Below are 26,510 nucleotides of genomic sequence, written 5' to 3' on the forward strand. Positions count from 1 at the left end.
GCGATCACGAAGTATTTCGGCGAGTTCAAGGCGTACGACCAGATCGACGCAGCACCGGAAGAAAAGGCCCGCGGCATCACCATCTCGACGGCACACGTCGAGTATGAGACGCCGAACCGTCACTACGCCCACGTTGACTGCCCCGGCCACGCCGACTACGTCAAGAACATGATCACCGGTGCTGCCCARATGGACGGCGCGATCCTGGTTTGCTCGGCTGCCGACGGCCCGATGCCGCAGACCCGCGAGCACATCCTGCTTGCCCGTCAGGTTGGCGTTCCGGCAATCGTCGTGTTCCTCAACAAGGTCGACCAGGTCGACGACGCCGAACTGCTCGAGCTCGTTGAGCTGGAAGTTCGCGAACTCTTGTCGATGTACGACTTCCCGGGCGACGACATTCCGATCATCAAGGGCTCGGCTCTGGCCGCTCTGGAAGATTCCGACAAGAAGATCGGCGAAGACGCGATCCGCGAGCTGATGGCTGCTGTTGACGCCTACATCCCGACGCCTGAGCGTCCGATCAACCTGCCGTTCCTGATGCCGATCGAAGACGTGTTCTCGATCTCGGGCCGTGGTACGGTTGTGACCGGCCGCGTCGAGCGTGGTATCGTCAAGGTTGGTGAAGAAGTCGAAATCGTCGGCATCCGCGCCACCTCGAAGACGACGGTTACCGGCGTTGAAATGTTCCGCAAGCTGCTCGATCAGGGCCAGGCTGGCGACAACATCGGTGCTCTGGTTCGCGGCGTTACCCGTGACGGCGTCGAGCGTGGTCAGATCCTGTGCAAGCCGGGTTCGGTCAAGCCGCACAAGAAGTTCATGGCAGAAGCCTACATCCTGACGAAGGAAGAAGGCGGCCGTCATACACCGTTCTTCACCAACTACCGTCCGCAGTTCTACTTCCGCACGACGGACGTGACCGGTATCGTGTCGCTTCCGGAAGGCACGGAAATGGTTATGCCTGGCGACAACGTCACCGTTGCCGTCGAGCTGATCGTTCCGATCGCCATGGAAGAAAAGCTGCGCTTCGCTATCCGTGAAGGCGGCCGTACCGTCGGCGCCGGCATCGTAGCCTCCATCGTCGAGTAATNGATCGTTCCGATCGCCATGGAAGAAAAGCTGCGCTTCGCTATCCGTGAAGGCGGCCGTACCGTCGGCGCCGGCATCGTAGCCTCCATCGTCGAGTAATTTACTCGGTTGGGAAGCGGCGCATTCAAGCGCCGCTTCCTTGAATATTTGCTGGTCGAAGCCTGCACTTCAGGGTGTATGCCTCTCGAATTGACGGAAGCACGAAAAAACGTGTTTTCGTGGGCGTTCGGTCATTGTGTCGGACGCCGATTCCGTATATGTGGCGGGTCGAATTGCAGAAACGGACAGAGAGCGATTTGCTTTTTGTGTTCTTTGAAGCATCAGCACCCGGAAACGACTAACGAACTGCCTCATTGTGGCATTCGCTAACAACAACAAGGATAACTCGAATGAACGGCCAGAATATCCGTATCCGCCTCAAGGCGTTTGATCACCGGATTCTTGATGCCTCCACGCGGGAAATCGTTTCGACGGCCAAGCGCACAGGCGCTTCGGTTCGTGGTCCGGTGCCGCTTCCTACCCGGATTGAAAAGTTTACTGTCAACCGCTCGCCTCACGTTGATAAGAAGAGCCGTGAACAGTTCGAGATGCGCACCCACAAGCGTCTCCTCGATATCGTCGATCCTACTCCGCAGACTGTTGACGCGCTGATGAAGCTCGACCTCGCTGCCGGCGTAGATGTGGAAATCAAGCTTTAAAAACAAGGAAGGTACGTGGATTTCGGTCCAACGGCTTCCAAAAACGGGCGACCCTCAAAGCCTCCGGTCTAGCGATCGGGTGATCTGAGGGAAACCTTAAACCAGAGATGCAACGGGGTTTGCTCCGTCGCTAACTCTTAAGAGGAATGAACCAATGCGTTCAGGTGTGATTGCACAGAAAATTGGGATGACCCGCGTCTATAACGACGCTGGTGAGCACATCCCGGTTACAGTATTGCGGATGGAAAACTGCCAGGTTGTGGCCCATCGCACAGAAGACAAGAATGGCTACACCGCAGTTCAGCTCGGTGCCGGCCAGTCCAAGGTCAAGAACACGAGCAAGCCGTTGCGTGGTCAGTTCGCTGCCGCCAATGTAGAGCCGAAGGCCAAGGTCGTTGAGTTCCGCGTTTCGTCGGACAATCTGATCGATGTCGGCGCTGAGCTCACTGCAAACCATTTCGTCGCCGGCCAGCTGGTCGACGTTACCGGTACATCTGCCGGTAAGGGTTTTGCCGGTGCCATCAAGCGCCACAACTTCGGCGGTCTGCGTGCAACGCACGGCGTGTCCGTATCGCACCGTTCGCATGGTTCGACTGGTTCCAACCAGGATCCGGGCCGCGTCTGGAAGGGTAAGCGCATGGCTGGCCACATGGGTCAGACACGCATCACCACCCAGAACCTGGAAGTGGTCTCCACCGATGAAGACCGCGGTCTGATCCTCGTCAAGGGCGCCGTACCCGGCTCCAAGGGCGCATGGATCGTCGTTCGCGACGCCATCAAGTCCGGCACTCCGGCTGACGCTCCGCGTCCTGCCGCTGTGCGCGCAGCCAAGTAAGGGGGCCAGATCATGGATCTCAACGTCACCACACTCGAGGGCAAAGAGGCCGGTAAGGTTTCCCTGTCCGACGCGATTTTCGGCCTTGAGCCGCGCGAAGATATCATTGCCCGCGTCGTTCGCTGGCAGCTTGCCAAGAAGCAGCAGGGTACGCATAAGGCCAAGGGCCGTGCAGAAGTCGCACGCACCGGCGCCAAGATGTTCAAGCAGAAGGGTACGGGCCGCGCTCGTCACCATTCGGCTCGTGCTCCGCAGTTCCGCGGCGGTGGTAAGGCTCATGGCCCGGTTGTTCGCAGCCACGCCCATGACCTGCCCAAGAAGGTTCGTGCTCTCGGCCTGCGTCATGCGCTGTCCGCCAAGCTGCGTGCCGAAGAGCTGATCATCGTTGACAGCCTGGTTGCTGCTGAAGCCAAGACGAAGGTGCTGACCGGCGCGTTCGCAACGCTCGGCCTGACCAACGTGCTGTTCATCGGCGGCGCCGAACTCGACAGCAATTTCAAGCTCGCAGCTCAGAACATCCCGAACGTGGACGTTCTGCCGGTGCAGGGCATCAACGTTTATGACATTCTGCGCCGCGGCAAGCTCGTCCTGTCCAAGGCTGCAGTTGAAGCTCTTGAGGAGCGGTTTAAATGACTGACCTTCGCCACTACGATGTGATCCTCGCTCCGTCGATCACCGAAAAGTCGACGCTGGTTTCTGAACAGAACCAGATCATCTTCAACGTCGCCAAGGGCGCGTCGAAGCCGGAAATCAAGGCTGCGATCGAAGCGCTGTTCGGCGTCAAGGTTACGGCTGTGAACACGCTCGTCCGCAAGGGCAAGCTGAAGCGCTTCCGCGGTTTCGCGGGCCGGCAGAAGGACGTCAAGAAGGCAATCGTCACACTCGCTGACGGTCAGACCATCGACGTCTCCACCGGACTCTGAGGAATAGAACAATGGCATTGAAAAGTTTCAATCCGATCACCCCGAGCCAGCGCCAGCTGGTCATCGTCGACCGGTCCGGCCTGCACAAGGGCAAGCCGGTCAAGTCGCTGACCGAAGGCCTGTCCTCCAAGGGCGGACGTAACAACACTGGCCGCATCACCGTGCGTTTCCAGGGCGGTGGTCACAAGCGTACCTATCGTCTGATCGACTTCAAGCGTCGCAAGTTCGACGTTGAAGGCACGGTTGCACGCCTCGAATACGACCCGAACCGCACGGCGTTCATCGCGCTGATCAACTATGCGGACGGCGAACAGGCTTACATCATTGCTCCGCAGCGCCTCGCTGCCGGCGACAAGGTGATTGCTTCGGAAAAGCAGGTTGACGTGAAGCCAGGCAACACCATGCCGCTTCAGTACATGCCGGTTGGTTCGATCGTTCACAACGTCGAGATGAAGCCGGGCAAGGGCGGTCAGATCGCTCGCTCCGCCGGCGCCTACGTTCAGCTGGTTGGTCGCGACCAGGGCATGGCGATCCTTCGCCTGTCGTCTGGCGAACAGCGCCTGGTGCACGGCTCCTGCCTTGCAACGGTCGGTGCAGTTTCCAACCCCGATCACGGCAACATCAACGACGGCAAGGCCGGTCGTTCGGTTTGGCGTGGCAAGCGTCCGCATGTTCGCGGCGTCGTCATGAACCCTGTTGACCACCCGCACGGCGGTGGTGAAGGCCGCACCTCGGGTGGCCGTCATCCGGTTTCGCCTTGGGGTAAGCCCACCAAGGGCAAGCGTACGCGCTCGAACAAGTCGACCGACAAGTTCATCATGCGCTCGCGTCATCAGCGTAAGAAGTAAGAGAGGAAGTCTCCAATGACTCGTTCAGTATGGAAAGGTCCGTTTGTTGACGGCTATCTTCTCAAGAAGGCTGAGAAGGTTCGTGAAGGCGGCCGCAACGAAGTGATCAAGATGTGGAGCCGCCGCTCCACGATCCTGCCGCAGTTCGTCGGTCTCACGTTCGGCGTCTACAATGGCAGCAAGCATGTTCCGGTCAGTGTCAACGAAGACATGATCGGTCACAAGTTCGGTGAATTCTCTCCGACCCGGACCTATTACGGTCACGGTGCGGACAAGAAGGCAAAGAGGAAGTAATTATGGGCAAGGCAAAAGCCGAACGCCGGCTGAAGGATAACGAGGCGCAGGCAATCGCGCGCACGATCCGCGTCAGCCCCCAGAAGCTCAACCTGGTAGCTGCGATGATCCGCGGCAAGAAGGTTGACCGGGCTCTGGCCGAACTCGAGTTCTCGCGCAAGCGGATCTCGGACACTGTCAAGAAGACGCTGGAATCTGCGATCGCTAACGCAGAAAACAACCACGATCTCGACGTCGACAGCCTGATCGTTGCCGAAGCTTACGTTGGCAAGTCCATCGTCATGAAGCGTTTCCACGCTCGTGGCCGTGGCCGTGCATCGCGTATCGAAAAGCCTTTCGCGCATCTGACGATCGTTGTTCGCGAAGTCGAAGCTAAAGGGGAGGCCGCATAATGGGTCAGAAGATCAATCCAGTCGGCTTCCGCCTCGGCATCAACCGTACCTGGGATAGCCGCTGGTTCGCGGACAACGCAGAATACGGTCAGCTTCTTCACGAAGACCTGAAGATCCGTGCCTACGTCATGGAAGAGCTGAAGCAGGCTGGTATCGCCAAGGTGGTTATCGAGCGTCCGCACAAGAAGTGCCGCGTCACGATCCACTCGGCTCGCCCGGGCCTGATCATCGGCAAGAAGGGCGCAGACATCGAAAAGCTGCGCAAGAAGATCGGCGAGATGACCAAGTCGGAAACGCACCTCAACATCGTTGAAGTGCGCAAGCCGGAAGTCGACTCGACGCTCGTCGCCCAGTCGATCGCTCAGCAGCTCGAACGCCGCGTGGCTTTCCGCCGTGCGATGAAGCGTGCCGTTCAGTCCGCAATGCGTCTTGGCGCCGAAGGCATCAAGATCACCTGCGGCGGCCGTCTCGGCGGTGCTGAAATCGCTCGTACCGAATGGTACCGTGAAGGCCGCGTGCCGTTGCACACGCTTCGCGCCGACATCGACTACGGTGTGGCTGAAGCCAAGACCGCTTTCGGTATCTGCGGCATCAAGGTCTGGATCTTCAAGGGCGAAATCCTCGAACACGATCCGATGGCTTCCGAGCGTCGTTCGTCCGAGGCAGATGCCCAGGGCCCCAGCAGCAACAACCGTCGTCGCGAAAACGCGTAACAGTCGTTCCTGGCAGCTAATATCGGAGAATTAAAAAAATGTTGCAGCCAAAGCGCACTAAGTACCGCAAGCAGTTCAAGGGACGCATCAAGGGCGTTGCCAAGGGCGGTTCCGACCTTGCTTTCGGTGAATTCGGCCTGAAGTCTCAGGAGCCGAACCGCGTAAACGCACGCGAGATCGAAGCGGCCCGCCGCGCGATCACCCGTCACATGAAACGTGCCGGCCGCGTATGGATCCGCGTATTCCCAGACGTACCGGTCACGGCTAAGCCGACCGAAGTTCGTATGGGTAAAGGTAAGGGTTCGGTTGAATATTGGGCTTGCAAGGTCAAGCCCGGCCGAATGATGTTCGAAATCGACGGCGTCAGCGAAGAACTCGCCCGTGAGGCGCTTCGCCTTGGTGCTGCGAAACTCTCTGTCAAGACGCGCTTCGTACAGCGCATTGCAGAGTAAGGAGTAAAGCCCATGAAAGCCGATACCGTCCGCGCGCTCAGCGCCGATCAGCTCAACGAAGAGCTTGCCAAGCTGAAGAAAGAGCAGTTCAATCTGCGCTTCCAGAAGGCTACAGGCCAGCTCGAAAAGTCGTCGCGCATCAATGAAGTCCGTAAGGACATTGCGCGCGTCAAAACCATTGCCCGCCAGAAGGCGGCAGAAGCCAAGGCTTAAGGATCAAAGAATATGCCAAAACGCATTCTGCAGGGCACAGTCGTCAGCGACAAGAACGATAAGACCGTTGTGGTCCGTGTCGAGCGTCGTTTCGCGCACCCGATCTTCCAGAAGACCGTTCGCCGGTCCAAGAAGTACAAGGCGCATGACGAGAACAACCAGTACAAGGTCGGCGACCAGGTTTCCATCGAGGAATGCGCGCCGATCTCCAAGGATAAGACCTGGACAGTGGTTTCCGTTCAGGCCTAATTCTTAAGACTTTCGCATCCGGCCCTTGCGTCGGCTGCGAAAATCTGTATGAAGCAGCGCAAGGACGCTCGTCTACGGGCGTTCTTTTGCTTTGAGCGCACGGAAGGTCCTGTTTGGGAAACCACCCTGGCAACGATCGATCCCGCGCGAGAACAGAAATTTAGAAGCTGGAACAGGGGGCCCTCAATCTGATGAGGTTGGCCCAACCGGTCCGGTCACAACAAGAAGGCGACCTGACATGATTCAGATGCAAACAAACCTCGACGTGGCGGATAATTCCGGCGCACGTCGTGTCATGTGCATCAAGGTGCTGGGCGGTTCCAAGCGCAAGTACGCTTCGGTCGGCGACATTATCGTCGTTTCGATCAAGGAAGCTATTCCGCGCGGCCGCGTCAAGAAGGGTGATGTGATGAAGGCGGTTGTGGTTCGCACAGCCAAGGACATCCGTCGTCCGGACGGCAGCGTCATCCGGTTCGATAACAACGCAGCTGTTCTTATCGACAACAAGAAAGAGCCGATCGGCACCCGTATCTTCGGACCGGTTCCGCGCGAACTTCGCGCCAAGAACCACATGAAGATCATCTCGCTGGCTCCAGAAGTACTGTAAGGAGCGATTGAGATGCAAAAGATTCGCAAGGGCGACAAGGTCGTCGTATTGACCGGCAAGGACAAGGGCCGTTCTGGGGAAGTTCTCCAGGTTCTGCCTAAGGAAGACCGGGCTGTTGTGCGTGGCGTCAACATGGTGAAGCGTCACCAGCGCCAGACCCAGAGCCAGGAAGCCGGCATCATCAACAAGGAAGCGTCGATTCACCTGTCGAACATCGCGATCGCCGACCCCAAGGACGGCAAGCCGACTCGCGTCGGTTTCAAGATCGACGGCGACAAGAAGGTTCGCGTTGCAAAGCGTTCGGGAGTGTCGATCGATGGCTGACACCAAGAAGTATGAGCCCCGTCTGAAGACGGAATACGTTGAGCGTATCTCCAAGGCAATGCAGGAGAAGTTCTCCTACGCAAACGTCATGCAGATCCCGCGCCTCGACAAGATCGTCATCAACATGGGCGTTGGCGAATCGACGGCTGATTCCAAGAAGCCAACGGTTGCTGCAGCAGACCTCGCAGCGATTGCCGGCCAGAAGCCGGTCATCACCAAGGCCCGCACCTCCATCGCCGGCTTCAAGCTGCGCGAAGGCATGCCGATCGGCGCAAAGGTTACCCTGCGCGGCGTTCGCATGTACGAATTCCTGGACCGCCTGATCAACATCGCGCTTCCGCGCGTTCGAGATTTCCGCGGCCTGAATCCGAAGAGCTTTGACGGCCGTGGCAACTTCGCCATGGGTGTCAAGGAACACATTGTGTTCCCGGAGATCAACTACGACAAGGTTGATCAGATGTGGGGCATGGACATCATCGTTTGCACGACGGCAACGAACGACGACGAAGCTCGCGCTCTGCTTACAGAGTTCAACTTCCCGTTTCGCACGTAAGCCGTAACGACAAGCAGAAGGATTAAGTTGAATGGCGAAGACGAGCGCAATTGAAAAGAACAATCGCCGCCGTAAGTCGGTTGCCCAGGATGCGTCCAAGCGCGCAGCCCTGAAGGCCACCATCATGAACCAGTCTCTTCCGATCGAAGAGCGTTTCAAGGCTACTCTGAAGCTGGCCAGCCTCCCGCGTGACGGCTCCAAGACCCGCGTTCGCAATCGTTGCGAAGTAACGGGTCGTCCGCGCGCATATTATCGCAAACTCAAGATGTCGCGTATTGCGCTTCGTGAACTTGGCAATTTCGGCAAGGTGCCGGGCATTGTTAAGTCGAGCTGGTAAGGAGACGGGTACATGGCAATGACTGATCCGCTGGGCGATATGCTCACACGTATCCGCAACGGTGCTTCCCGCCGCAAGTCGAGCGTTTCCACGCCGGCTTCCAAGCTGCGCGCACGCGTTCTGGATGTCCTTCAGGCTGAAGGCTACATCCGCGGTTACTCGGAAACCGAATTCGGCAACGGCAAGGCCGAGCTGAATATCGAGTTGAAGTACTACGAAGGTGCGTCGGTGATCCGTGAGATCGGCCGCGTATCGAAGCCGGGCCGCCGGGTTTATGTCTCGGTCAAGTCCATTCCGCAGGTCGCGAACGGTCTCGGTATCACTATCCTTTCGACTCCGAAGGGTGTGATGGCCGATCATCAGGCACGCGAACAGAACGTTGGTGGCGAGGTTCTCTGCTCCGTATTCTAATACGGTAGCAGTGATCTCCATAACGGACAGACAGGTTTGAAATATGTCTCGTATCGGTAAAAAGCCCGTTCAGGTTCCTGCAGGTGTCACAGCCACGGTTAATGGCCAGACAGTGACTGCAAAGGGCCCGAAAGGCGAACTCATCTTCGTTGCGAACGACGAAGTTCTCGTAAAGCTGGAAGACAACGCGGTGTCGGTGACCCCGGTTGACCAGTCCAAGGATGCTCGGTCGAAGTGGGGCATGTCCCGCACGATGATCGAAAACATCTTCAAGGGCGTCAAGGACGGCTTCGAGCGCAAGCTCGAAATCAACGGCGTTGGTTACCGCGCGTCGCTTCAGGGCAAGAACCTGCAGCTCGCACTCGGTTTCAGCCACGACGTGGTCTATCAGACTCCTGAAGGCATCTCGATTGCTGTGCCGAAGCCGACGGAAATCGTCGTCACCGGCATCAACAAGCAGCAGGTCGGCCAGGTCGCGGCAGAAATCCGCGAATACCGTGGCCCCGAGCCCTACAAGGGCAAGGGCGTCAAGTATGCTGGCGAGCGGATTGTCCGCAAAGAAGGCAAGAAGAAGTAAGGATCACGCGAAATGGCTACAAGGAAAGATACACTTGTGCGCCGCGCCAGCCGCGTGCGCCGTCAAGTCAAGGCAGTGGCCAATGGCCGTCTGCGCCTGTCCGTTCATCGCTCGTCGAAGAACATCTACGCACAGGTTATCGATGATGTTGCAGGCAAGACCGTCGCGTCTGCCTCGACACTCGACACGGATCTGCGTCCGTCGCTTAAGACGGGTGCTGACACGGCAGCTGCTGCTGCCGTTGGCAAGCTCCTCGCAGAGCGCGCCTCGAAGGCTGGTGTCAAGGACGTCGTCTTTGACCGTGGCGCCTTCATCTATCACGGCCGCGTCAAGGCGCTCGCCGAGGCAGCCCGCGAGGGTGGCCTGAACTTCTGATGCAGTTTCCAGGCATTCGTGTCTGGACTTATAAAAATTGCTCGGATAATACCCGGTCGCTTCGGTTCAATGAAACCGAAGCGACCTTTGTCAATCTGCCGATTGCACCCGGAAAAGAAAAAGGAAAAGGACAATGGCACAAGAAAAAAGAGGTTCTCGCGACGATCGCCAGAACCGCGAGGAGCGCGACAGCGAATTCGTTGACAAGCTCGTAGCAATCAACCGCGTCGCAAAAGTCGTCAAGGGTGGCCGTCGTTTCGGCTTTGCTGCTCTCGTCGTCGTCGGCGACCAGAAGGGCCGCGTTGGCTTCGGTCATGGCAAGGCACGTGAAGTGCCGGAAGCCATCCGCAAGGCCACCGAAGCTGCCAAGCGCGAACTGATCTTCGTTCCGCTGCGCTCGGGTCGTACGCTTCATCACGACGTTCATGGCCGTCACGGCGCAGGCAAGGTTCTGCTGCGTGCCGCCAAGGCCGGTACCGGTATCATCGCCGGTGGTCCGATGCGCGCCGTTTTCGAAACGCTCGGCATGCACGACGTTGTTGCGAAGTCGACTGGTTCTTCGAACCCGTACAACATGATTCGCGCCACGTTCGACGCCCTGAAGAGCCAGATGCACCCGAAGGATATCGCAGCTCAGCGCGGCATGAAGTATGCCACCCTGCAGAGCCGCCGCGTATCCGCCGGCGTTGCTTCCGAAGAATAAGGGAGCCTGAACAATGGCTAAGAAAGAAGTTGCAAAGAAGACGGTTGCGGTCGAACAGATCGGCAGCCCCATTCGCCGCCCAGCCGTACAGCGCGCAACGCTGATCGGTCTCGGTCTCAACAAGATGCACCGGGTTAGCGTTCTGGAAGATACACCTTCCGTTCGCGGCATGATCCGGGCCGTCCAGCATCTCGTTCGCGTCGTCGACGAGAAGTGAGGGGGATACCGTCATGAAACTGAATGAAATCAAAGACAACGAAGGTTCGACGAAGAACCGCAAGCGTCTCGGCCGTGGTATCGGCTCCGGATCCGGCAAGACTGCCGGCCGCGGTGTCAAGGGTCAGAAGGCTCGTTCGGGCGTTGCCATCAACGGCTTCGAAGGCGGCCAGATGCCAATCTACCGCCGTCTGCCGAAGCGCGGCTTCAACAACATCTTCCGTTCGGATTTTGTTGTTGTGTCGCTCGGCCGTATCCAGATCGCAATCGATGCCAAGAAGCTTGATGCTTCCAAGACCATCGATGCTGCTGCTCTGACGGCTGCCGGCGTTATCCGCCGCGCCAAGGACGGCGTACGCGTTCTCGCCGACGGCGAACTGAAGGCAAAGGTAACGATCGAAGTTGCCGGCGCTTCCAAGCCTGCGATCGAAAAGATCGAAAAGGCTGGCGGTTCGATCAAGCTGCTTTCGGGCGCTGCTGAATAATTAGTTGCTGATGAACCGCCCGGGGTGCTTCACACCGGGCGGTTTTGCTCCCATATGAGAGCCTCACGGATTGCACGGCCGGATTCGTCCGGCGCAGCAGAATATTGATCGGGAACTACGGTGAGGCGCGTGATTGCGGTAGCAGTCGTCTCCAAACCGGTTTTCATAAAAAGAAGATAGCTTTTTTCCGGATCTGACCGGGTTTCCCCGCGGGTTCCGAACTGGCTACGCGGAGAATTGCATGGCTTCTGCAGCGGAACAGCTCGCCTCCAACCTGAATTTTGCGACTTTCGCAAAAGCCGAAGATTTGAAACGCCGCCTCTGGTTCACCCTCGGCGCGCTTCTGGTGTATCGCCTTGGCACATATATTCCGCTGCCAGGCCTGAATCCGGAAGCTTTTGCGCAGGCGTTTGCCGGGCAGAGCGGTGGTATCCTCGGCCTTTTCAACATGTTTTCGGGCGGCGCCGTCGAGCGCATGGCAATCTTCGCCCTCGGCATCATGCCTTACATTTCCGCCTCCATCATCGTTCAGCTGATGACCTCCGTGGTCCCGTCGCTGGAGCAGTTGAAGAAGGAAGGCGAGCAGGGCCGCAAGGTCATCAACCAGTACACCCGCTACGGCACGGTGCTGCTCGGCACGCTGCAGGCCTATGGCATTGCAGTCGGCCTTGAAAGCGGCAATGGCCTGGTCGTGGACGCAGGCTGGTTCTTCCGGATCTCGACCGTCATTTCGCTGCTTGGCGGTACGATGTTCCTGATGTGGCTTGGCGAGCAGATCACATCGCGCGGCATTGGTAACGGTATTTCGCTGATCATCTTTGCCGGGATTGTCGCGCATCTGCCGACAGCTCTGGCTGGTACGCTCGAACTGGGCCGCACCGGCGCTCTGTCGACGCCGCTCATTCTGGCCATCATCGTCATGGTCGTTGCCGTTATCGCGCTGATCGTCTTCGTCGAGCGCGCCCAGCGCAGGCTTCTGATCCAGTATCCGAAGCGGCAAGTTGGCAACAAGATGTTCCAGGGCGACACGTCTCACCTGCCGCTGAAGCTTAACACCGCCGGCGTTATTCCTGCGATCTTCGCGTCGTCGCTTCTGCTTCTGCCGGCAACGCTTGCAGGCTTTGCCAATAGCGCAGCGCTGCCAGGCTGGGCAACGACCGTCGTCGCGGCCCTTGGCCACGGCAAGCCGCTCTACATGGTGCTCTACGGTGGCATGATCGCGTTCTTTGCCTTCTTCTATACGGCCATCGTTTTCAATCCGAAGGACACGGCCGACAATCTGAAGAAGCACGGCGGTTTTATCCTCGGTATTCGCCCAGGTGAACGCACTGCTGAGTACATCGATTACGTGTTGACGCGCATCACCGTGCTCGGCGCGATCTACCTGATGTTCGTCTGCATTCTGCCTGAAGTCATGATCGCGCAGACCGGCGTGCCGTTCTACCTTGGTGGTACGTCGCTTTTGATTGTTGTCAGCGTTACCCTTGATACTGTAGCACAGGTACAGGGTCACCTGATTGCCCAGCAGTATGAGGGGTTGATCAAGAAATCGAAGCTGCGTGGAGGAAAGAGGGGCCGATGAGACTAATATTTTTAGGACCGCCGGGTGCTGGCAAGGGAACTCAGGCCAAGCTTCTGACGGAAAAATACGGGATTCCGCAGCTTTCCACAGGCGATATGCTGCGGGCTGCCGTACAGGCGCAGACGGAAGTCGGGAAGCGTGCCAAGGCTGTCATGGATGCCGGCCAGCTCGTTTCCGACGAGATTGTCAATGAAATCGTATCCGACCGGATCGATTCGCCGGATTGCGCCAATGGTTTCATCCTCGATGGCTATCCGCGCACCGTTCCGCAGGCTGTTGCCCTTGGCAAGATGCTTGCAGGCAAGGGGCTTCGCCTTGATTCGGTTATCGAATTGAAGGTGGATGAAGATGCGCTTGTACGGCGCATCGAGAATCGCGTAGCAGAAACCATTGCCGCTGGCGGTACGGTTCGTTCCGACGATAATCCGGAAGCATTCAAGAAGCGTCTTGTCGAGTATCGCGAGAAGACGGCGCCTCTGTCGCAGCATTATGCTGTAACCGGCGAATTGAAGACAGTTGATGGAATGGCGCCGGTCGAGACCGTCACCTCTCAAATCAACGCAATTCTGGCATCGGCTTCGGCTGACGCCTAAAGGCAGTTCTTGAAAAAGGACTGCCGGGGAGTTGACTTTTGCGGTCGATTCCTTCAAAGACCGCGCTAACTCGCAGCATGCTAGGGATCGGCGCGGATTTCAAAGACGAAGTCCGGGCGCGATTCTTTTGACGTGTTCCGAACAGAACTTTCACAGTCGGCCTTTTGAAAAGGGCTGCATAACGAAGCACCTATTGCCGGATGGCAACTGGAAGCAAGGAGAACAGGCGTGGCACGTATCGCTGGCGTCAACATCCCGACGAGCAAGCGCGTAGTAATCGCGCTTCGTTACATTCACGGGATCGGAGCGAAGTTCGCACAGGAAATCGTCGAGAAGGTCGGTATCCCGGCTGAACGTCGTGTGCACCAACTGACGGATGCTGAAATCCTTCAGATCCGCGAAACAATCGACCGCGATTATCAGGTTGAAGGCGACCTGCGTCGCGAGACCTCGATGAACATCAAGCGTCTGATGGACCTGGGCTGCTACCGCGGTCTGCGTCATCGTCGTTCGCTGCCTGTTCGCGGTCAGCGTACGCATACCAATGCTCGTACCCGCAAGGGTCCGGCAAAGGCGATTGCTGGTAAGAAGAAGTAATTTCCCGACATGGGGAATGCGGGGGCTGGCGTTCGACGCCGGCCTCTTTTTGTAGTTTCGGATGGGCGTGGTTTCATGCCCCTCCGGTGGAGCTGCTGGTGTTACGGCAGTGACGATATCGCCGCGCAGGCCGGGTCTTCCGTCTGTGCACAATCTTGAGAATTCAGGGCAGGGGTTATCCTCCGCCCGGTGGAGCCGCTGGTACTACGGCGGTGCAGAGATCAACGAAAGGTATACCATGGCCAAGGAAGCCACACGCGTTCGCCGTCGCGAGCGGAAAAACATTTCTACGGGCGTTGCTCACGTCAACTCGTCGTTCAACAACACGATGATCACCATCACCGATGCACAGGGCAACGCGATTGCCTGGTCGTCGGCTGGTTCGAAGGGCTTCAAGGGCTCGCGTAAGTCGACCCCGTTCGCAGCCCAGATGGCTGCTGAAGATGCGGCCAAGAAGGCCCAGGAACACGGCATGAAGACGCTCGAAGTCGAAGTCTGCGGCCCGGGTTCCGGCCGTGAATCGGCTCTGCGCGCGCTTCAGGCTGCTGGCTTCATGATCACCTCGATCCGTGACGTTACGCCGATCCCGCACAACGGTTGCCGTCCGCGCAAGAAGCGCCGCGTTTAAGTTTACGCATTCATCAAGCCGGTGAGGGGGCAACCTCTCCCGGCGCTTCAAGGCTCGGTTGTCACGATTGAATGGTGGCAACGAACAGAAGGCAGAACATATGATTCAGAAAAACTGGCAGGAACTGATCAAGCCGAACAAGGTTGAGTTCTCGTCCTCCGGCCGCACCAAGGTTAGCCTTGTTGCCGAGCCGCTGGAGCGTGGCTTTGGCCTCACCCTCGGCAACGCGCTTCGCCGCGTTCTTCTGTCGTCGCTTCGTGGTGCTGCTGTTACCGCAGTGCAGATCGACGGCGTCCTGCACGAGTTCTCCTCGATCCCGGGCGTCCGGGAAGATGTGACGGACATCGTGCTGAACATCAAGGAAATCGCCATCAAGATGGATGGCGACGACGCAAAGCGCATGGTTGTGCGCAAGCAGGGCCCGGGCGTTGTTACCGCCGGTGACATCCAGACGGTTGGCGATATCGAAATCCTCAACCCGAACCATGTGATCTGCACCCTCGACGAGGGCGCCGAGATCCGCATGGAGTTCACCGTCAACAACGGCAAGGGCTACGTTCCTGCTGACCGCAACCGTTCGGAAGATGCACCGATCGGCCTCATCCCGGTCGACAGCCTGTATTCGCCGGTCAAGAAAGTGTCCTACAAGGTGGAAAACACCCGTGAAGGTCAGGTTCTCGACTACGACAAGCTGTCCATGCAGATCGAGACCGACGGTTCCGTCACCGGTGAAGATGCAGTCGCTTTCGCGGCCCGCATCCTTCAAGACCAGCTCGGCGTTTTCGTCAACTTCGACGAACCGCAGAAGGAAGCCGAAGAAGAAGCCGTCACCGAACTGGCTTTCAACCCGGCGCTCCTCAAGAAGGTCGACGAACTGGAACTTTCCGTCCGTTCGGCCAACTGCCTGAAGAACGACAACATCGTCTATATCGGCGACCTCATTCAGAAGACCGAAGCCGAAATGCTTCGCACTCCGAACTTTGGCCGCAAGTCGCTGAACGAAATCAAGGAAGTTCTCGCTTCCATGGGCCTGCACCTCGGTATGGAAGTACCGGCATGGCCGCCCGAGAACATCGAAGATCTCGCCAAGCGCTACGAAGACCAGTATTAACAATAAAAAAGGCAGGTTTTGACTGCCTTTCCCCGTCAAACAGCAGGCAAAAGTCTGCATGTGCCAGGAAACGGCAGGCCCAGACTGAAAAGGGAACCTGCAATTAAAGGAGAATAGCAATGCGCCATGGTGTAGCCGGCCGCAAGCTGAATAGAACTGCAAGTCACCGTAAGGCAATGTTTGCCAATATGGCTGCTTCGCTCATCGAACATGAGCAGATCGTCACCACCCTGCCGAAGGCAAAGGAAATCCGCCCGATCGTCGAGAAGCTCGTTACGCTCGGCAAGCGCGGCGATCTGCATGCCCGCCGTCAGGCCATCTCGCAGATCCGCGACGTTGCTGTCGTCGGCAAGCTGTTCGATGCCATCGCAACCCGTTACGCAACCCGCAACGGTGGCTACCTGCGCATCATGAAGGCCGGCTTCCGTCACGGCGACAATGCGGCTCTGGCCGTTATTGAATTCGTCGATCGCGACACCTCGGCCAAGGGCGCCAAGGACATCGCACGCGTTGCTGCCGAAGCAGAAGCTGCAGACGCCGCTTAAGTTTTCCGTTTGATCGGAAGATTGAAACAGCCGGGCCAAAAGCCCGGCTGTTTTGCGTTTAGGCTGTTGTTGATCCTGTTTTCACGGTTCCGCCGCCTTTGCTTTTTATCCCTGACATCCTATCTGTTTTACCCCATGACCCATTTCGGCAGGATGTCCCGCATGATCCGTTCCCCCGCTACTCTCGTCCTGTCCACCATCGCCGCGCTGGCGCTTGTTGCCGGCGTCGCGCATTTTGGTTTTGCCGGCACACAGCCGGACGATGGCGTGGAAAACATCCATACGAGTGCGGTAGTGGCGCAGGCGGAGACACCGAAGGTTCTGCCGCAAAGCAAGACGGAAATGCAGCTGTCCTTTGCGCCGCTGGTCAAGCAGACGGCCAATGCCGTCGTCAATGTCTATGCTGAAAAGACCGTTCAGACCCGCTCGCCCTTCGCCGATGACCCGTTCTTCGAGCAGTTTTTCGGCCAGCGCATGCCCAATCGCTCGGAAAAGCAGTCGTCGCTAGGCTCCGGCGTCATCGTCGGCAAGAATGGCATCGTCGTCACCAATTACCATGTCATCACCGATGCCGATAACATCAAGATCGCCCTGGCTGACGGCCGCGAGTTCGAAACCACGGTCATGCTCAAGGATGAGCGGCTTGATCTCGCCGTGTTGAAGATCAAGGCCGACGGTCCGTTCGAGACCGTGCCGCTGGGTGATTCCGATGCTGTCGAAGTCGGCGATCTCGTTTTGGCGATCGGCAATCCCTTTGGCGTCGGCCAGACGGTGACCAGCGGCATCGTTTCGGCGCTTGCCCGCAATCAGGTCATTTCTGGCGATTTCGGCTTCTTCATTCAGACCGATGCGGCGATCAATCCGGGCAATTCCGGCGGTGGCCTGATCGATATGAACGGGCAACTGATCGGCATCAACACCGCGATCTTTTCGCGCGGGGGCGGCTCCAACGGCGTCGGCTTTGCCATTCCGGCCAATCTGGTCAAGGTTTTCGTCGCTTCGGCCGAGGGCGGCAATGGCAGCTTTACCCGGCCGTTCATCGGAGCAAGCTTTGAGCCCGTAACCTCGGAAGTCGCCGATGCGCTCGGGCTCGACCGGGCACGCGGCGCGCTGGTCACGTCCGTTATCGAGGGCGGTCCAGCGGAGAAGGCCGGCATCAAGCCCGGCCAGGTGATCGTTGCCGTCAACGGCATTGCGGTCGAACACCCGGACGCTCTGGGTTATCGTCTCACCACCGTCGGCATCGGCCATGTCGCCAAAGTCACGATCAGCGACAATGGCAAGACCCGCGATATCGATCTCGCGCTTGCCGAAGCGCCGGAAACATCGCCCCGAGACGAGCGGCTGATCGAAGGCCGCAATCCCTTTGCCGGCGCCGTAGTCGGCAATCTGTCGCCGCGGCTGGCGGATGAACTGCGGATGCCTGCTTCATCGAAAGGCGTGGTGATTACCGAAATTAATCGTGGGTCGCCTGCTGCCCGCGTCGGTTTCCGGCCGAAGGACATCATCATCGCTGTCAACGGCACGCCGATCGACAAGTCAGCGACGCTTGAAACCATCGCCAAGGATGATCCGTCGCTGTGGCGCGTCGAGATCGAACGTGATGGCCAGCGTATCCGCCAGTTCTTCCGGTAATCATTTAGCCGGTTTCAGCGGGAGCAGAGAGCAGAGGCATCTTGCTTTGGCCGTCATAGGACCGGCCGGAGCAGGATGGGGGAGTTGGATATGACATTGTTCGATGAGGCGACGCAGCGGCCGCTTGCCGATGCTCTTCGTCCCGAGACTCTGGAAGAGGTCATCGGCCAGGATCATCTCCTGGGCGAAAACGGGCCTATCGCCCGTATGCTGTTGCCGGGCGGCACGGTAGGCTCCTTCATTCTCTGGGGGCCGCCCGGCGTCGGAAAGACCACGATTGCGCGGCTGGTGGCGACCTCCGCAAAGATGGAGTTCGTCCAGCTGTCCGCCGTCATGTCCGGCATTGCCGATCTTCGCAAGGTCTTCGAGACCGCAAAACACAACAGGACCGTCGGGCGGCAGACCATTCTGTTCATCGACGAGCTTCACCGGTTCAACCGCAGCACCCAGGATGCGCTTTTACCGCATGTGGAAAACGGTACGGTCATTCTGATCGGCGCAACCACGGAAAATCCGAGTTTCAGCCTAGTCGCGGCCTTGCTGTCGCGGCTCAAGGTTTTCACTCTCAATCCGTTCGACGCCGCCTCGTCCGAACTGCTCCTGGCGCGGGTTGAAAACTTCGTCGGAAAGCGGCTGCCGCTGACCAGCGATGCACGCTCCTCGTTGATTAACATGGCCGATGGAGACGGGCGATATCTGGTGGGACTGGCTGATGATGTTCTCTCGATCGGGGAGGAGGGCGACCTCGATATCGGGCGTCTGTCCAAGGCGCTGCAGAAGCGGATGCCCGTCTATGACAAGGCGCAGGACGGTCATTACAATCTGCTGAGCTGCTTCCACAAGAGCCTGCGCGGCAGCGATGTTGATGCGGCCCTTTATTGGGGCGCCAGAATGGTAGATGCCGGCGAAGATCCGACAACGCTGTTCCGGCGGCTTGCCTGCGCTGCCAGCGAAGACGTCGGCATGGCCGATCCCAACGCGATGCCGCAGGTGATTGCCGCCTGGACGGCCTTCGAGCGCATCGGCTGGCCGGAAGGACGGCTGTTCATTGCCCAGGCGATCGTCTACGTGGCGACCGCGCCAAAATCCAATGCCAGTTACCGGTCGTTCGACGCGGCACTCGAGATGGCCCGCCAGACCGGCTCCATCCCGCCGCCGAAGAGCATTCTTAATGCCCCGACCAAGCTGATGAAGGACCTCGGCTATCACGAGGGTTACAAATACGATCACGATTATCCGGATGCCTATTCCGGCCAGGAGTTCTTTCCGGAAGAGCTGCGCAGCAAGGACACGCGGTTTTACAAGCCGCAAGAACGCGGCTTCGAGCGTGAGACGCTGAAACGCCTGGAGTTCTGGCACCGGCTGAAACGGGAGCGCGCGGCAAAGGAATAGGCTTGCGCGTTCTTTACCGCTCTAGCCTACGTCTACTCACTCAGGCAGCTTGAAAAATGCCTCGAGGCGATAGCCATCGGGATCGACGAGAAAGCCGGCGTAATAAAACTGGCTGTATTCCGGCCGCAGTCCCGGCGGCCCATTGTCTTCGCCACCGTTGGCGATGCCGGCTGTATGGAAGGCGTCGACCGAAGCGGTATCCGGGGCGATGAAGCAGAAATGCAGGCCAGACCCTCGGTCGGCGGGGACGGGGGTCTCGACCTGCGCAATCCACAGACTGATCCGGTCCGAACCATAGCCGATCACCGTGTCCGTCTTCGACAACCGCTCATAACCGAGCGGCATCAGGATGGCGTCATAGAAGCGAAGCGAACGATCGAGGTTTTTGACGCCAATCGAGACATGGTCAAACATTGCGGAACACTCCCTGTTTCGTCGCCATCTTCACCGTTCGAAATCATTCGCACAAGTGCAAACCACAGGGCGTCCGGATTGCCGCCTGCGCATAGCCGGCACGCGCCGCGTGCTCTTGTCATGGTTAAACCGGGATGGCATAGAGTGCTTATGCAGACGGCTGCACGGGATCGGCATCATTGCCTGGACCCGAACATCCGCGAGGACGGCCTCGCTCCCTTAGACGGAGTCAGTGATGGCTTGGACTATCCTTTTCCTCGCAGGAATTCTTGAAATCGGTTGGGCAATCGGCCTGAAATATACCGAAGGCTTTACCAGGCTTGTGCCGACGGTACTGACCGGTGCTTCCATGGTGGCAAGCGTCGTTCTGCTCGGTATCGCCGTGCGCACGCTGCCGCTCGGCACGGCGTATGCCGTCTGGACGGGCATCGGAACAGTCGGGACGGTGATCCTGGGGATCGTGCTGTTTGCGGAGCCTGCGACGGCTGTACGCCTCGGCTGTATCGCGCTGATCATCGCGGGCATTGCCGGGTTGAAGCTGACGGCCTGAAATCACCGGCGTTGAATGAAAAAAATACCCCGTGCAGATCGCTGCACGGGGTATTTCAGTATCGGACGCTTGGGTCGCCTTGAAAATCAGCGCAGAGCGTCGAGCGTCACTGTTGCTGCCTGCATTTCCCGCCAGCGGTTTTCACGGCGCTGAAAGGCTTCATCGTCGGTGCCCCAATGCTCGATCTGCCAGTCCTCATCGAGATGGGCAAGCGCCCAGGCTTCTTCCGCCGACAGCTGCTTTTCGGCAAAGGCGATGGCGAGCAGGGCCGAGCCGGTCAGCGTGGTGATCGTGTGCAGGCAGGCGAGGCCGAGCGGCGTGGCATAGGCGCGAAGCGCTTCAGCGACACCGTTGATGGCGGCGCGCGGCTGGACCTGATGCACGATGCCTTCGACAAGGATGAAGTGCGCACCCAGCTTCTCGGCCGCCCAGCGGATCACGGGATCCCAGCGTTCCGACTGGCGGACGGCCAGGCCCTCAGGCTCTCCTGCCCGGTAGCAGAGAAGATCCGTCCCGGCAAAGTTGAGGATGTCGTCGAAAACAGCGCGGATATCCTTGGAGACACCATCGATCGCGGTGTTGGCAAGCCGGGTGACCGGCATGGTCGCCGGGTCGATTTCTTCCTTCTGCGCATCCCATTCGGCTGCCAAGAGGTTGGCTGCGGCTTGTGTCGGAACGGTCAGATACTGTTTTGCCGGGGTGCGGACCGTGCGGCCGTCGAGAAGCACGGCATGGCCGCCGTCTTCCGCCGGGGCGGTACTGACGGTGGTATAGAATCGCTTTGGCAGCGGCTTGTGCATCTGTATCTGCGCGCGGCGTACGGGATCGGGGTCGCTCAGCGCGTCATGCAGATCGTCGCGAATATCAGGCATGATGTCTCTCCATCCAGTCCAGAATGTCATGCGGGGTGCGGGCAATGAAATCGGCGCCTGCCTCGATCAGCTCGGGAACCGACGCATAACCCCAGGCAACGCCGATGGCGGATGCGCCGGCGCTCTTGGCCATCTGCATGTCATAGATGGCATCACCGATGACGACGGTATCCTTGGCGTCGATACCGGCTTCGCTGCAGCATTCCGTCACCATGGCCGGATGCGGTTTCGACGGGCAGTCGTCGGCCGTACGTGAAACGAAGAATGTCTTTTCGTAACCGTGGCTTGCACAGATCTGATCAAGTCCGCGGCGTGATTTTCCCGTTACGGCACCCAGCAGCAGTTCGTCCTTGGCCATCAGGGCTGCGAGCAGCGGCGCGATGCCGTCGAACAACGGCTCGCGGAAGTTCATTTCGGTGCGGACCCCGCCGTAGATTTTCTTGTAATGCGCCGTCATCGCCAGGGCGCGATCATCGACATGCGGCTGGTGCATCAGCCGGGCAATGGCAATGTCGAGCGTCAGGCCGATGATACTCTTGGTGGCATCCAACGAGATGCGTTCGAGGCCAAAATCCTCGAACGTCCGTGCCATGACTTCGTGGATGAGTCCGGCGCTATCGACCAGAGTGCCGTCACAATCGAAAAGAGCGAGTTTCATCAGTCGTCGGCTTCCTCGGCGCTGGCCATGTCGAAGCCGATCAGGTTCCAGCTCTGGACCATATGCTGCGGCATCGGTGCGGTGACGACCAGGCGGCCGCCATCCGGATGGGGAATGTCGATACGCCGGGCATGCAGGTGCAACTTGTTCTGCACACCACCGGGGAAGGCCCAGTTGAATTCGGCGGCAAAATATTTGGGATCGCCGATGATCGGGTGGCCGATATGGGCGGCGTGGACGCGCAGCTGATGGGTCCGCCCGGTATAGGGCTCCATTTCTAGCCAGGTCAGGTTCTGGCCGGCGGTCTCGATGATCCGGTAGTAGGAAACCGCATGATCGGCGCCATCGTCACCATGCTTGGCAATCCGCATCCGGTCGCCGTCTGGCGTCTGTTCCTTGACCAGCCAGGTGGAGATCTTGTCTTCCTTCTTGCGCGGGACGCCCTTGACCAGTGCCCAGTAGGTTTTCTTGGTGTCGCGTTCGCGAAACGCCGCCGTCAGTTTCTGCGCGGCGCCACGGGTGCGGGCGATCACAAGAACGCCGGATGTGTCGCGGTCGAGGCGGTGCACGAGACGTGGCTTTTCGCCCTTGGGGCTGGTCCAGGCTTCCAGCATGTCGTCGATATGGCGATTGATGCCGGAGCCGCCTTGAACCGCGATGCCTGGCGGCTTGTTGAGAACGATCACCTTGGCGTCTTCATGCAACAGCATGCGCGACAGAAGTTCGTGGTCGGAGGCGTGGCGCAGGTCACGGCCAGCGATCGGACCTGTCTTGGTCTTCGGATCGACATCCATCGGCGGAATGCGCACGACTTGGCCGGGCTGGACGCGGGTATCGGATTTGACACGGCCGCCATCGATGCGTACCTGGCCGGACCGCAAAAGCTTCTGCAGCGGACCGAAGCCGAGGCCCGGATAATGCACCTTGAACCAGCGATCGAGGCGCATGCCCGCTTCGTCGGATTCGACCTGCTTGTGTTCAATACCCGCCATCGTGTTTCTACCTGCATCCAATTGCCATCGCGCCCCGGCAATAGTGCCGGCCGGAAATCCGTGCGCAAACTGATATGACAGAGCAGGCCGGTCCCAAGTGGACGCATGGCGCTCTGAGAGGTCCCTTTAGACTATTGCGCGCATAAGGGCCAGCCCGGCAAACACCGCGAGAGCCGAAAGAAGCACGCTGGATACCACATAAATCAATGCCGTGACCGGTTCGCCGCGTTCAAACAGAGTGATCGCGTCAAGAGAGAAGGCGGAAAAGGTGGTGTAGCCGCCGAGAATGCCGGTGATCAGGAACACCCGCATCTCTGCCGATGCACCGAATTTTCGGGCAATCACCTCGGCAAAGACGCCGATCAGGAAAGATCCGGTGATGTTGACCGTCAATGTTCCCCACGGAAATGAGGGGCCGAAGCTGCGCAGCGTCCAGAGCCCGACGAGATAGCGCAGGACCGAGCCAAGCGCACCGCCGGCGGCAACGAGAAGGATATGTGTCATGGCAAATGCCATAGCCGAAACCAGGGTTCCAGAAAAGATGGCCGCCCGTTGCGATGGACCGGTCACGCCGGAGCGAGCGGGTGCGCCAAACCAATTTTTAACACGCGATCGCTAAGGTTCCGACATCTGGCCAGGCTGTTTTCAAGCGGACGTGCAATGACAAAACTGAAGTTCAGCTTCACCCACTACGACCTCAAGCAACAGCGCGCAGGCGTAACCATCGAGATCACCTTGTCGGCCGTCGCCAACGTGCGTTTGATGACGGCCAATAATTTCCAGCTCTACACGGAAACGCTGAAGCATCAGTTCGTCGGCGGCGTGGCGCGCAAATCACCGATCCGCCTGACCATCCCGCAATCCGGTCACTGGCATGTGGTCGTCGATATGGAAGGTCATCATGGCCAGTGCGAATCCAGCATCCGCATCGTCGAGACGGCCGCGCCGCCGCGCTTCCAGTCCGCCTCCTGAAAAAGAAGAACCGCACCGTGGGGGACGGCACGGTTCTCCAATCCGCTTGGCTAGGCTTTAGGCCAGCCGTTCGGCATGCCATTTCAGATGATCATCCATGAAGGTCGAGATGAAATAATAGGAATGGTCGTAGCGCTCATGCATGCGCAGTGTCAGGCCGATATCTGTTCCTTTGATGGCCTCTTCGAACAGCCAGGGACGTAAGCCGTTCTCCAGGAAATTATCGGCCTTGCCCTGATCGATCAGGAATTCCGGGAAGCGCGCGCCGTCTTTCACCAGCGCACAGGCGTCGTACTGCCGCCAGCGTACTTTGTCTTCACCAAGATATTTTTCGAAGGCACCGATCGACCAGTCGGCCGTCGACGGCTCGACGATCGGTGCGAAGGCCGAGCAGCTTTTGAACCGGTTCGGGTTCTTCAGCGCGATGGTCATGGCGCCGTGGCCGCCCATCGAATGGCCGAAGATGCCCTGGCGGCTCATATCGGCGCGAAAATGCTGGGCGACGAAGGCCGGCAGTTCCTCGTTGATATAGGTGTACATCTGGTAGTTTTCGGCCCAGGGCGCCTCTGTGGCGTCAAGATAAAAGCCCGCCCCCTTGCCCATTTGCCAGTTGGTCAGTTCGTCCGGAACGTCACCGCCGCGCGGGCTGGTATCCGGGCAAACGATGATCAGACCAAGCTCGGCGGCCATCCGGCGGTATTCGCCTTTCTCCATGACGTTGGCATGCGAGCAGGTGAGGCCGGAGAGATACCAGACGACCGGGCAGGGCGTGGTGATCGCCTGTGGCGGGATATAGACCGCGAAGGTCATCTCGACCCCGCAGGCCTGTGAATCGTGCGCAAACACGCCCTGCATGCCGCCGAATGCGGTGTTCTGGGAAAGGACTTTCAAGCTGTGCTCCTTTGAGGCTGAAACGGCATTATGCCAGCGACACCGCCGCGTTGACCGCAGCTGCCACCAGTACCGTATTGAAGAAGAAGGAGACGACCGCGTGAACAAGGTTGATCTTGCGCATGGCTGTCGTGGTGATTGCAATGTCTGAGGTTTGTGCCGTCATGCCGATGACGAAGGCGAAGTAGAGGAAATCGTAGCCGCCCGGATCCTTGGTGCCTGGAAACTCCAGACCGCGGCTGTCGCCTTCATTTTTGTCTGTCTGCAGCATCCAGTAGGTATGGGCATAGTGCATCGCCGCCATCGTATGGATTGTCAGCCAGCCGAGCGTGACGGAGGAAAATGCCAGCACCAGATCAAGCACCGTTTCCTTGCCGCCCGCATTCAACGCCATGAACAGCGAGACCAGCGAGATCGCGGCGGTCGCCAGCGTCACGGCAAAGATGATGATCGCCGGTTCGTCGGTGCGGGCAGCATGGTGCTTGAGATAGGAGCCCGTCAGTCTGGGAAGACGCCAGGCGATCATCAGCAGATAGACAAGGAAGAAGACCACTGCGGCCAGATTGACCGCCAAAGTAGGCTTGGCAAACAGGCAGATCGCAAAGGTGATCGCCGCGCAGATGCCGCCCGCATAGAACGGCGTATGGCGGCGATGCGTGATTGTCCTGTCCTGCATGCTCATCAGGGCTTCCGATCCTGCTGGGTCAGCGTTGTTTGACGCGGCGGCAAAGTCGATCGAGCGTTTCGAGGAAAGCCGACCGGTCGCGCGGCGAAAAGGCGGCATTATAGCCCTTGCTCTCGCCGGTTTCGCGCAAATGCGCGCCGAGATCGCGCATGGCGGTCGCCATGCCGATATTGCCCTTGTCAAAAATACGGCCCGTTGGCCCGGTCACCTGTGCACCGGCGGCAACGCAGCGCCCGGCCAGCGGCACATCGGCGGTAATGACGATATCGCCGTCATGGGCGCGTTCGGCAATCCAGTCGTCGGCGGCGTCGAAACCGGACGAGACGATGACGTTGCGCACCATCGGATCACGGGAGGGACGAAGACCGGAATTCGCGACCAGCACGACAGGCAGGCCGTGACGCTCGGCGACCTTCAGGATTTCCGGCTTGACCGGGCAGGCGTCGGCATCGACGTAGATCGTGGGTGTTGGCTGGGGTGGGTCTGACATGGCTGTTCGTACCGCTTCACTGTTGTCATGGCCGCGCCGCAGGGCTGCTCATCGGCTTCATCGCTTCGCTCGTTGGCGTCTTCGGCCGCTCAAGAGAGCGGGCAGCACCGGGGCGTGTCCATGTTTCCGTCGACACTTTTTCGCCATCCGCATAGGCCCAACGGCCTTTCCAGGAACCGTCCGGCTGCAGGTCATATTGCGAAATGCCAAAGCCGCTTTCGTTACCGTAGCCGATGGTGATCATATCGTCATCCACGGAGGCGACGCCCGTCGTTTCCGTGTTGCCACGCTTGCCGCCAATGCCGACGCCGTTTGCTTCCGTGCCGGCAATCGTCCAGGTCACCGAATAGGTTTCGCCGGTACGCTTGACGGTGACGGTTCCGTGATATTCGCCGCCATCGTCTGGATTGATGCCGGCGACATTATAGGTCCCGGTTGGATCAGCCAATGCAGGGGTGGAGGCGGAAAGGCTCAAGATTACACCGAATGTGTAAAAACCACGCCTGATCATTCCGCCCTCATGCTTTTCTTGTCTCGGCCGTTTTTCGGCCGTGGTCTTGCGAACGCATAGCTGTCCGGCCGCTCGAAATCCAGAACCATATCAAGCGGGCA

The 26,510-nt window shown here is 58.9% G+C and carries 42 protein-coding genes; 33 read left to right on the plus strand and 9 right to left on the minus strand.

What is annotated here, in order from left to right; all coding sequences use genetic code 11:
• From tuf to ASC96_RS21190, 31 genes are all read left to right on the plus strand, one after another.
• Positions 1 to 1,086: elongation factor Tu (gene tuf / locus ASC96_RS21045; protein WP_060505077.1), on the plus strand; the 1,086-nt coding region annotated here is incomplete at its 5' end.
• A 3-nt stretch (positions 1,087 to 1,089) separates the two neighbouring features.
• Positions 1,090 to 1,185 (plus strand): hypothetical protein, encoded by a 96-nt coding sequence (locus ASC96_RS33230; RefSeq protein ID WP_156460006.1) that lies wholly within the window; start codon positions 1,090 to 1,092, stop codon positions 1,183 to 1,185.
• Positions 1,186 to 1,475: 290 nt separating this feature from the next.
• The gene (rpsJ, locus tag ASC96_RS21050; RefSeq protein WP_003507767.1) at positions 1,476 to 1,784 is read left to right on the plus strand and encodes a 30S ribosomal protein S10; all 309 of its coding nucleotides are present in this window, start codon (positions 1,476 to 1,478) and stop codon (positions 1,782 to 1,784) included.
• Positions 1,785 to 1,938: 154 nt separating this feature from the next.
• Positions 1,939 to 2,619: a 50S ribosomal protein L3 gene (gene rplC / locus ASC96_RS21055; protein WP_060505078.1), complete on the plus strand. Its 681-nt coding sequence runs from the start codon at positions 1,939 to 1,941 to the stop codon at positions 2,617 to 2,619.
• Between the two features lie 12 nt (positions 2,620 to 2,631).
• Positions 2,632 to 3,252, plus strand: a complete 621-nt coding sequence (gene rplD / locus ASC96_RS21060; RefSeq protein ID WP_060505079.1) for a 50S ribosomal protein L4 — start codon at positions 2,632 to 2,634, stop codon at positions 3,250 to 3,252.
• Positions 3,249 to 3,542, plus strand: a complete 294-nt coding sequence (locus ASC96_RS21065) for a 50S ribosomal protein L23 (protein ID WP_037100585.1) — start codon at positions 3,249 to 3,251, stop codon at positions 3,540 to 3,542. Before rplD ends, ASC96_RS21065 begins: the two co-directional genes overlap by 4 nt.
• Positions 3,543 to 3,553: 11 nt before the next feature.
• Entirely contained in the window at positions 3,554 to 4,390 is an 837-nt protein-coding gene (gene rplB / locus ASC96_RS21070) for a 50S ribosomal protein L2 (RefSeq protein WP_060505080.1), read from the plus strand.
• 15 nt (positions 4,391 to 4,405) lie between these two features.
• Entirely contained in the window at positions 4,406 to 4,684 is a 279-nt protein-coding gene (gene rpsS, locus ASC96_RS21075; protein ID WP_037100590.1) for a 30S ribosomal protein S19, read from the plus strand.
• Between the two features lie 2 nt (positions 4,685 to 4,686).
• The gene (rplV, locus tag ASC96_RS21080; protein ID WP_018328280.1) at positions 4,687 to 5,076 is read left to right on the plus strand and encodes a 50S ribosomal protein L22; all 390 of its coding nucleotides are present in this window, start codon (positions 4,687 to 4,689) and stop codon (positions 5,074 to 5,076) included.
• Positions 5,076 to 5,789, plus strand: coding sequence for a 30S ribosomal protein S3 (gene rpsC / locus ASC96_RS21085; RefSeq protein ID WP_037100592.1), 714 nt, complete (start codon positions 5,076 to 5,078; stop codon positions 5,787 to 5,789). The genes rplV and rpsC overlap by 1 nt, the downstream gene beginning before the upstream one ends.
• A 38-nt stretch (positions 5,790 to 5,827) precedes the next feature.
• On the plus strand, positions 5,828 to 6,241 hold the full coding sequence (gene rplP / locus ASC96_RS21090) for a 50S ribosomal protein L16 (protein ID WP_018239489.1): 414 nt from the start codon (positions 5,828 to 5,830) through the stop codon (positions 6,239 to 6,241).
• Positions 6,242 to 6,253: 12 nt separating this feature from the next.
• Positions 6,254 to 6,454, plus strand: a complete 201-nt coding sequence (gene rpmC / locus ASC96_RS21095; protein WP_037100598.1) for a 50S ribosomal protein L29 — start codon at positions 6,254 to 6,256, stop codon at positions 6,452 to 6,454.
• Positions 6,455 to 6,466: 12 nt separating this feature from the next.
• Positions 6,467 to 6,703: a 30S ribosomal protein S17 gene (rpsQ, locus tag ASC96_RS21100; RefSeq protein WP_037100601.1), complete on the plus strand. Its 237-nt coding sequence runs from the start codon at positions 6,467 to 6,469 to the stop codon at positions 6,701 to 6,703.
• A gap of 238 nt (positions 6,704 to 6,941) precedes the next feature.
• Positions 6,942 to 7,310 (plus strand): 50S ribosomal protein L14, encoded by a 369-nt coding sequence (gene rplN / locus ASC96_RS21105; protein WP_018328276.1) that lies wholly within the window; start codon positions 6,942 to 6,944, stop codon positions 7,308 to 7,310.
• Positions 7,311 to 7,322: 12 nt separating this feature from the next.
• Positions 7,323 to 7,634 carry a 50S ribosomal protein L24 gene (rplX, locus tag ASC96_RS21110; protein WP_037169463.1) on the plus strand — a complete coding sequence of 104 codons (312 nt, stop codon included), beginning with the start codon at positions 7,323 to 7,325 and terminating at the stop codon, positions 7,632 to 7,634.
• Complete coding sequence (rplE, locus tag ASC96_RS21115; protein WP_060505081.1) at positions 7,627 to 8,187, plus strand: 50S ribosomal protein L5; 561 nt, start codon at positions 7,627 to 7,629, stop codon at positions 8,185 to 8,187. The genes rplX and rplE overlap by 8 nt, the downstream gene beginning before the upstream one ends.
• Before the next feature lie 31 nt (positions 8,188 to 8,218).
• The gene (rpsN, locus tag ASC96_RS21120; RefSeq protein ID WP_037100611.1) at positions 8,219 to 8,524 is read left to right on the plus strand and encodes a 30S ribosomal protein S14; all 306 of its coding nucleotides are present in this window, start codon (positions 8,219 to 8,221) and stop codon (positions 8,522 to 8,524) included.
• 12 nt (positions 8,525 to 8,536) lie between these two features.
• Positions 8,537 to 8,935, plus strand: a complete 399-nt coding sequence (gene rpsH / locus ASC96_RS21125) for a 30S ribosomal protein S8 (RefSeq protein ID WP_037100614.1) — start codon at positions 8,537 to 8,539, stop codon at positions 8,933 to 8,935.
• A 43-nt stretch (positions 8,936 to 8,978) separates the two neighbouring features.
• Positions 8,979 to 9,512, plus strand: coding sequence for a 50S ribosomal protein L6 (gene rplF / locus ASC96_RS21130; protein WP_060505082.1), 534 nt, complete (start codon positions 8,979 to 8,981; stop codon positions 9,510 to 9,512).
• 12 nt (positions 9,513 to 9,524) lie between these two features.
• Positions 9,525 to 9,887 carry a 50S ribosomal protein L18 gene (rplR, locus tag ASC96_RS21135; protein ID WP_037100619.1) on the plus strand — a complete coding sequence of 121 codons (363 nt, stop codon included), beginning with the start codon at positions 9,525 to 9,527 and terminating at the stop codon, positions 9,885 to 9,887.
• A 133-nt stretch (positions 9,888 to 10,020) separates the two neighbouring features.
• On the plus strand, positions 10,021 to 10,590 hold the full coding sequence (gene rpsE, locus ASC96_RS21140) for a 30S ribosomal protein S5 (RefSeq protein WP_060505083.1): 570 nt from the start codon (positions 10,021 to 10,023) through the stop codon (positions 10,588 to 10,590).
• 13 nt (positions 10,591 to 10,603) lie between these two features.
• The gene (gene rpmD / locus ASC96_RS21145) at positions 10,604 to 10,807 is read left to right on the plus strand and encodes a 50S ribosomal protein L30 (protein WP_037100625.1); all 204 of its coding nucleotides are present in this window, start codon (positions 10,604 to 10,606) and stop codon (positions 10,805 to 10,807) included.
• A 13-nt stretch (positions 10,808 to 10,820) separates the two neighbouring features.
• Positions 10,821 to 11,291, plus strand: coding sequence for a 50S ribosomal protein L15 (gene rplO, locus ASC96_RS21150; protein WP_060505084.1), 471 nt, complete (start codon positions 10,821 to 10,823; stop codon positions 11,289 to 11,291).
• A 241-nt stretch (positions 11,292 to 11,532) separates the two neighbouring features.
• Positions 11,533 to 12,873 (plus strand): preprotein translocase subunit SecY, encoded by a 1,341-nt coding sequence (gene secY / locus ASC96_RS21155; RefSeq protein WP_060505085.1) that lies wholly within the window; start codon positions 11,533 to 11,535, stop codon positions 12,871 to 12,873.
• Complete coding sequence (locus ASC96_RS21160) at positions 12,870 to 13,466, plus strand: adenylate kinase (protein ID WP_060505086.1); 597 nt, start codon at positions 12,870 to 12,872, stop codon at positions 13,464 to 13,466. Before secY ends, ASC96_RS21160 begins: the two co-directional genes overlap by 4 nt.
• Positions 13,467 to 13,694: 228 nt before the next feature.
• Positions 13,695 to 14,063: a 30S ribosomal protein S13 gene (rpsM, locus tag ASC96_RS21165; protein WP_060505087.1), complete on the plus strand. Its 369-nt coding sequence runs from the start codon at positions 13,695 to 13,697 to the stop codon at positions 14,061 to 14,063.
• A 238-nt stretch (positions 14,064 to 14,301) separates the two neighbouring features.
• Complete coding sequence (gene rpsK / locus ASC96_RS21170; RefSeq protein WP_018328263.1) at positions 14,302 to 14,691, plus strand: 30S ribosomal protein S11; 390 nt, start codon at positions 14,302 to 14,304, stop codon at positions 14,689 to 14,691.
• A gap of 100 nt (positions 14,692 to 14,791) precedes the next feature.
• A complete protein-coding gene (locus ASC96_RS21175) occupies positions 14,792 to 15,802 on the plus strand; it encodes a DNA-directed RNA polymerase subunit alpha (RefSeq protein ID WP_037100639.1) in 1,011 nt (336 codons plus the stop codon).
• A gap of 119 nt (positions 15,803 to 15,921) precedes the next feature.
• Positions 15,922 to 16,347: a 50S ribosomal protein L17 gene (rplQ, locus tag ASC96_RS21180; RefSeq protein ID WP_060505088.1), complete on the plus strand. Its 426-nt coding sequence runs from the start codon at positions 15,922 to 15,924 to the stop codon at positions 16,345 to 16,347.
• Positions 16,348 to 16,689: 342 nt separating this feature from the next.
• Positions 16,690 to 17,982: a DegQ family serine endoprotease gene (locus ASC96_RS21185; RefSeq protein ID WP_244482290.1), complete on the plus strand. Its 1,293-nt coding sequence runs from the start codon at positions 16,690 to 16,692 to the stop codon at positions 17,980 to 17,982.
• A gap of 90 nt (positions 17,983 to 18,072) precedes the next feature.
• Positions 18,073 to 19,374 (plus strand): replication-associated recombination protein A, encoded by a 1,302-nt coding sequence (locus ASC96_RS21190; protein WP_244482244.1) that lies wholly within the window; start codon positions 18,073 to 18,075, stop codon positions 19,372 to 19,374.
• A gap of 36 nt (positions 19,375 to 19,410) precedes the next feature.
• On the opposite strand, the gene ASC96_RS21195 is transcribed toward ASC96_RS21190, so the two are convergent.
• Positions 19,411 to 19,788, minus strand: coding sequence for a VOC family protein (locus ASC96_RS21195; RefSeq protein ID WP_060505090.1), 378 nt, complete (start codon positions 19,786 to 19,788; stop codon positions 19,411 to 19,413).
• Positions 19,789 to 20,023: 235 nt separating this feature from the next.
• Between ASC96_RS21195 and sugE the strand changes: the two genes are divergently transcribed.
• Positions 20,024 to 20,338 carry a quaternary ammonium compound efflux SMR transporter SugE gene (gene sugE, locus ASC96_RS21200; protein WP_060505091.1) on the plus strand — a complete coding sequence of 105 codons (315 nt, stop codon included), beginning with the start codon at positions 20,024 to 20,026 and terminating at the stop codon, positions 20,336 to 20,338.
• 86 nt (positions 20,339 to 20,424) lie between these two features.
• Here the strand turns inward: sugE and ASC96_RS21205 are convergent, their stop codons facing one another.
• The 4 genes from ASC96_RS21205 to crcB form a co-directional block, all read right to left on the minus strand.
• On the minus strand, positions 20,425 to 21,210 hold the full coding sequence (locus ASC96_RS21205; RefSeq protein WP_060505092.1) for an ATP12 family chaperone protein: 786 nt from the start codon (positions 21,208 to 21,210) through the stop codon (positions 20,425 to 20,427).
• A complete protein-coding gene (locus ASC96_RS21210; protein WP_060505093.1) occupies positions 21,203 to 21,868 on the minus strand; it encodes an HAD-IA family hydrolase in 666 nt (221 codons plus the stop codon). The genes ASC96_RS21205 and ASC96_RS21210 overlap by 8 nt, the downstream gene beginning before the upstream one ends.
• A complete protein-coding gene (locus ASC96_RS21215) occupies positions 21,868 to 22,860 on the minus strand; it encodes an RluA family pseudouridine synthase (protein WP_060505094.1) in 993 nt (330 codons plus the stop codon). Before ASC96_RS21215 ends, ASC96_RS21210 begins: the two co-directional genes overlap by 1 nt.
• Positions 22,861 to 22,986: 126 nt before the next feature.
• The gene (gene crcB / locus ASC96_RS21220) at positions 22,987 to 23,364 is read right to left on the minus strand and encodes a fluoride efflux transporter CrcB (protein ID WP_060505613.1); all 378 of its coding nucleotides are present in this window, start codon (positions 23,362 to 23,364) and stop codon (positions 22,987 to 22,989) included.
• A gap of 156 nt (positions 23,365 to 23,520) precedes the next feature.
• Between crcB and ASC96_RS21225 the strand changes: the two genes are divergently transcribed.
• Entirely contained in the window at positions 23,521 to 23,832 is a 312-nt protein-coding gene (locus ASC96_RS21225) for a DUF1883 domain-containing protein (RefSeq protein ID WP_060505095.1), read from the plus strand.
• A gap of 57 nt (positions 23,833 to 23,889) precedes the next feature.
• Here ASC96_RS21225 and fghA read toward each other — a convergent pair whose 3' ends face one another.
• From fghA to ASC96_RS21245, 4 genes are read right to left on the minus strand one after another with little or no spacing between them, the layout of a single operon-like run.
• Positions 23,890 to 24,723, minus strand: a complete 834-nt coding sequence (fghA, locus tag ASC96_RS21230; RefSeq protein WP_060505096.1) for an S-formylglutathione hydrolase — start codon at positions 24,721 to 24,723, stop codon at positions 23,890 to 23,892.
• 28 nt (positions 24,724 to 24,751) lie between these two features.
• A complete protein-coding gene (locus tag ASC96_RS21235) occupies positions 24,752 to 25,405 on the minus strand; it encodes a DUF1345 domain-containing protein (protein WP_060505097.1) in 654 nt (217 codons plus the stop codon).
• A 22-nt stretch (positions 25,406 to 25,427) separates the two neighbouring features.
• Positions 25,428 to 25,898, minus strand: coding sequence for a YaiI/YqxD family protein (locus tag ASC96_RS21240; RefSeq protein ID WP_060505098.1), 471 nt, complete (start codon positions 25,896 to 25,898; stop codon positions 25,428 to 25,430).
• Between the two features lie 25 nt (positions 25,899 to 25,923).
• The gene (locus ASC96_RS21245; RefSeq protein ID WP_244482246.1) at positions 25,924 to 26,409 is read right to left on the minus strand and encodes a hypothetical protein; all 486 of its coding nucleotides are present in this window, start codon (positions 26,407 to 26,409) and stop codon (positions 25,924 to 25,926) included.
• Positions 26,410 to 26,510 lie beyond the last annotated feature (101 nt).

It is taken from the genome of Rhizobium sp. Root1204 (assembly GCF_001424965.1).
In the GTDB taxonomy this organism is placed as follows: Bacteria; Pseudomonadota; Alphaproteobacteria; order Rhizobiales; family Rhizobiaceae; genus Pararhizobium.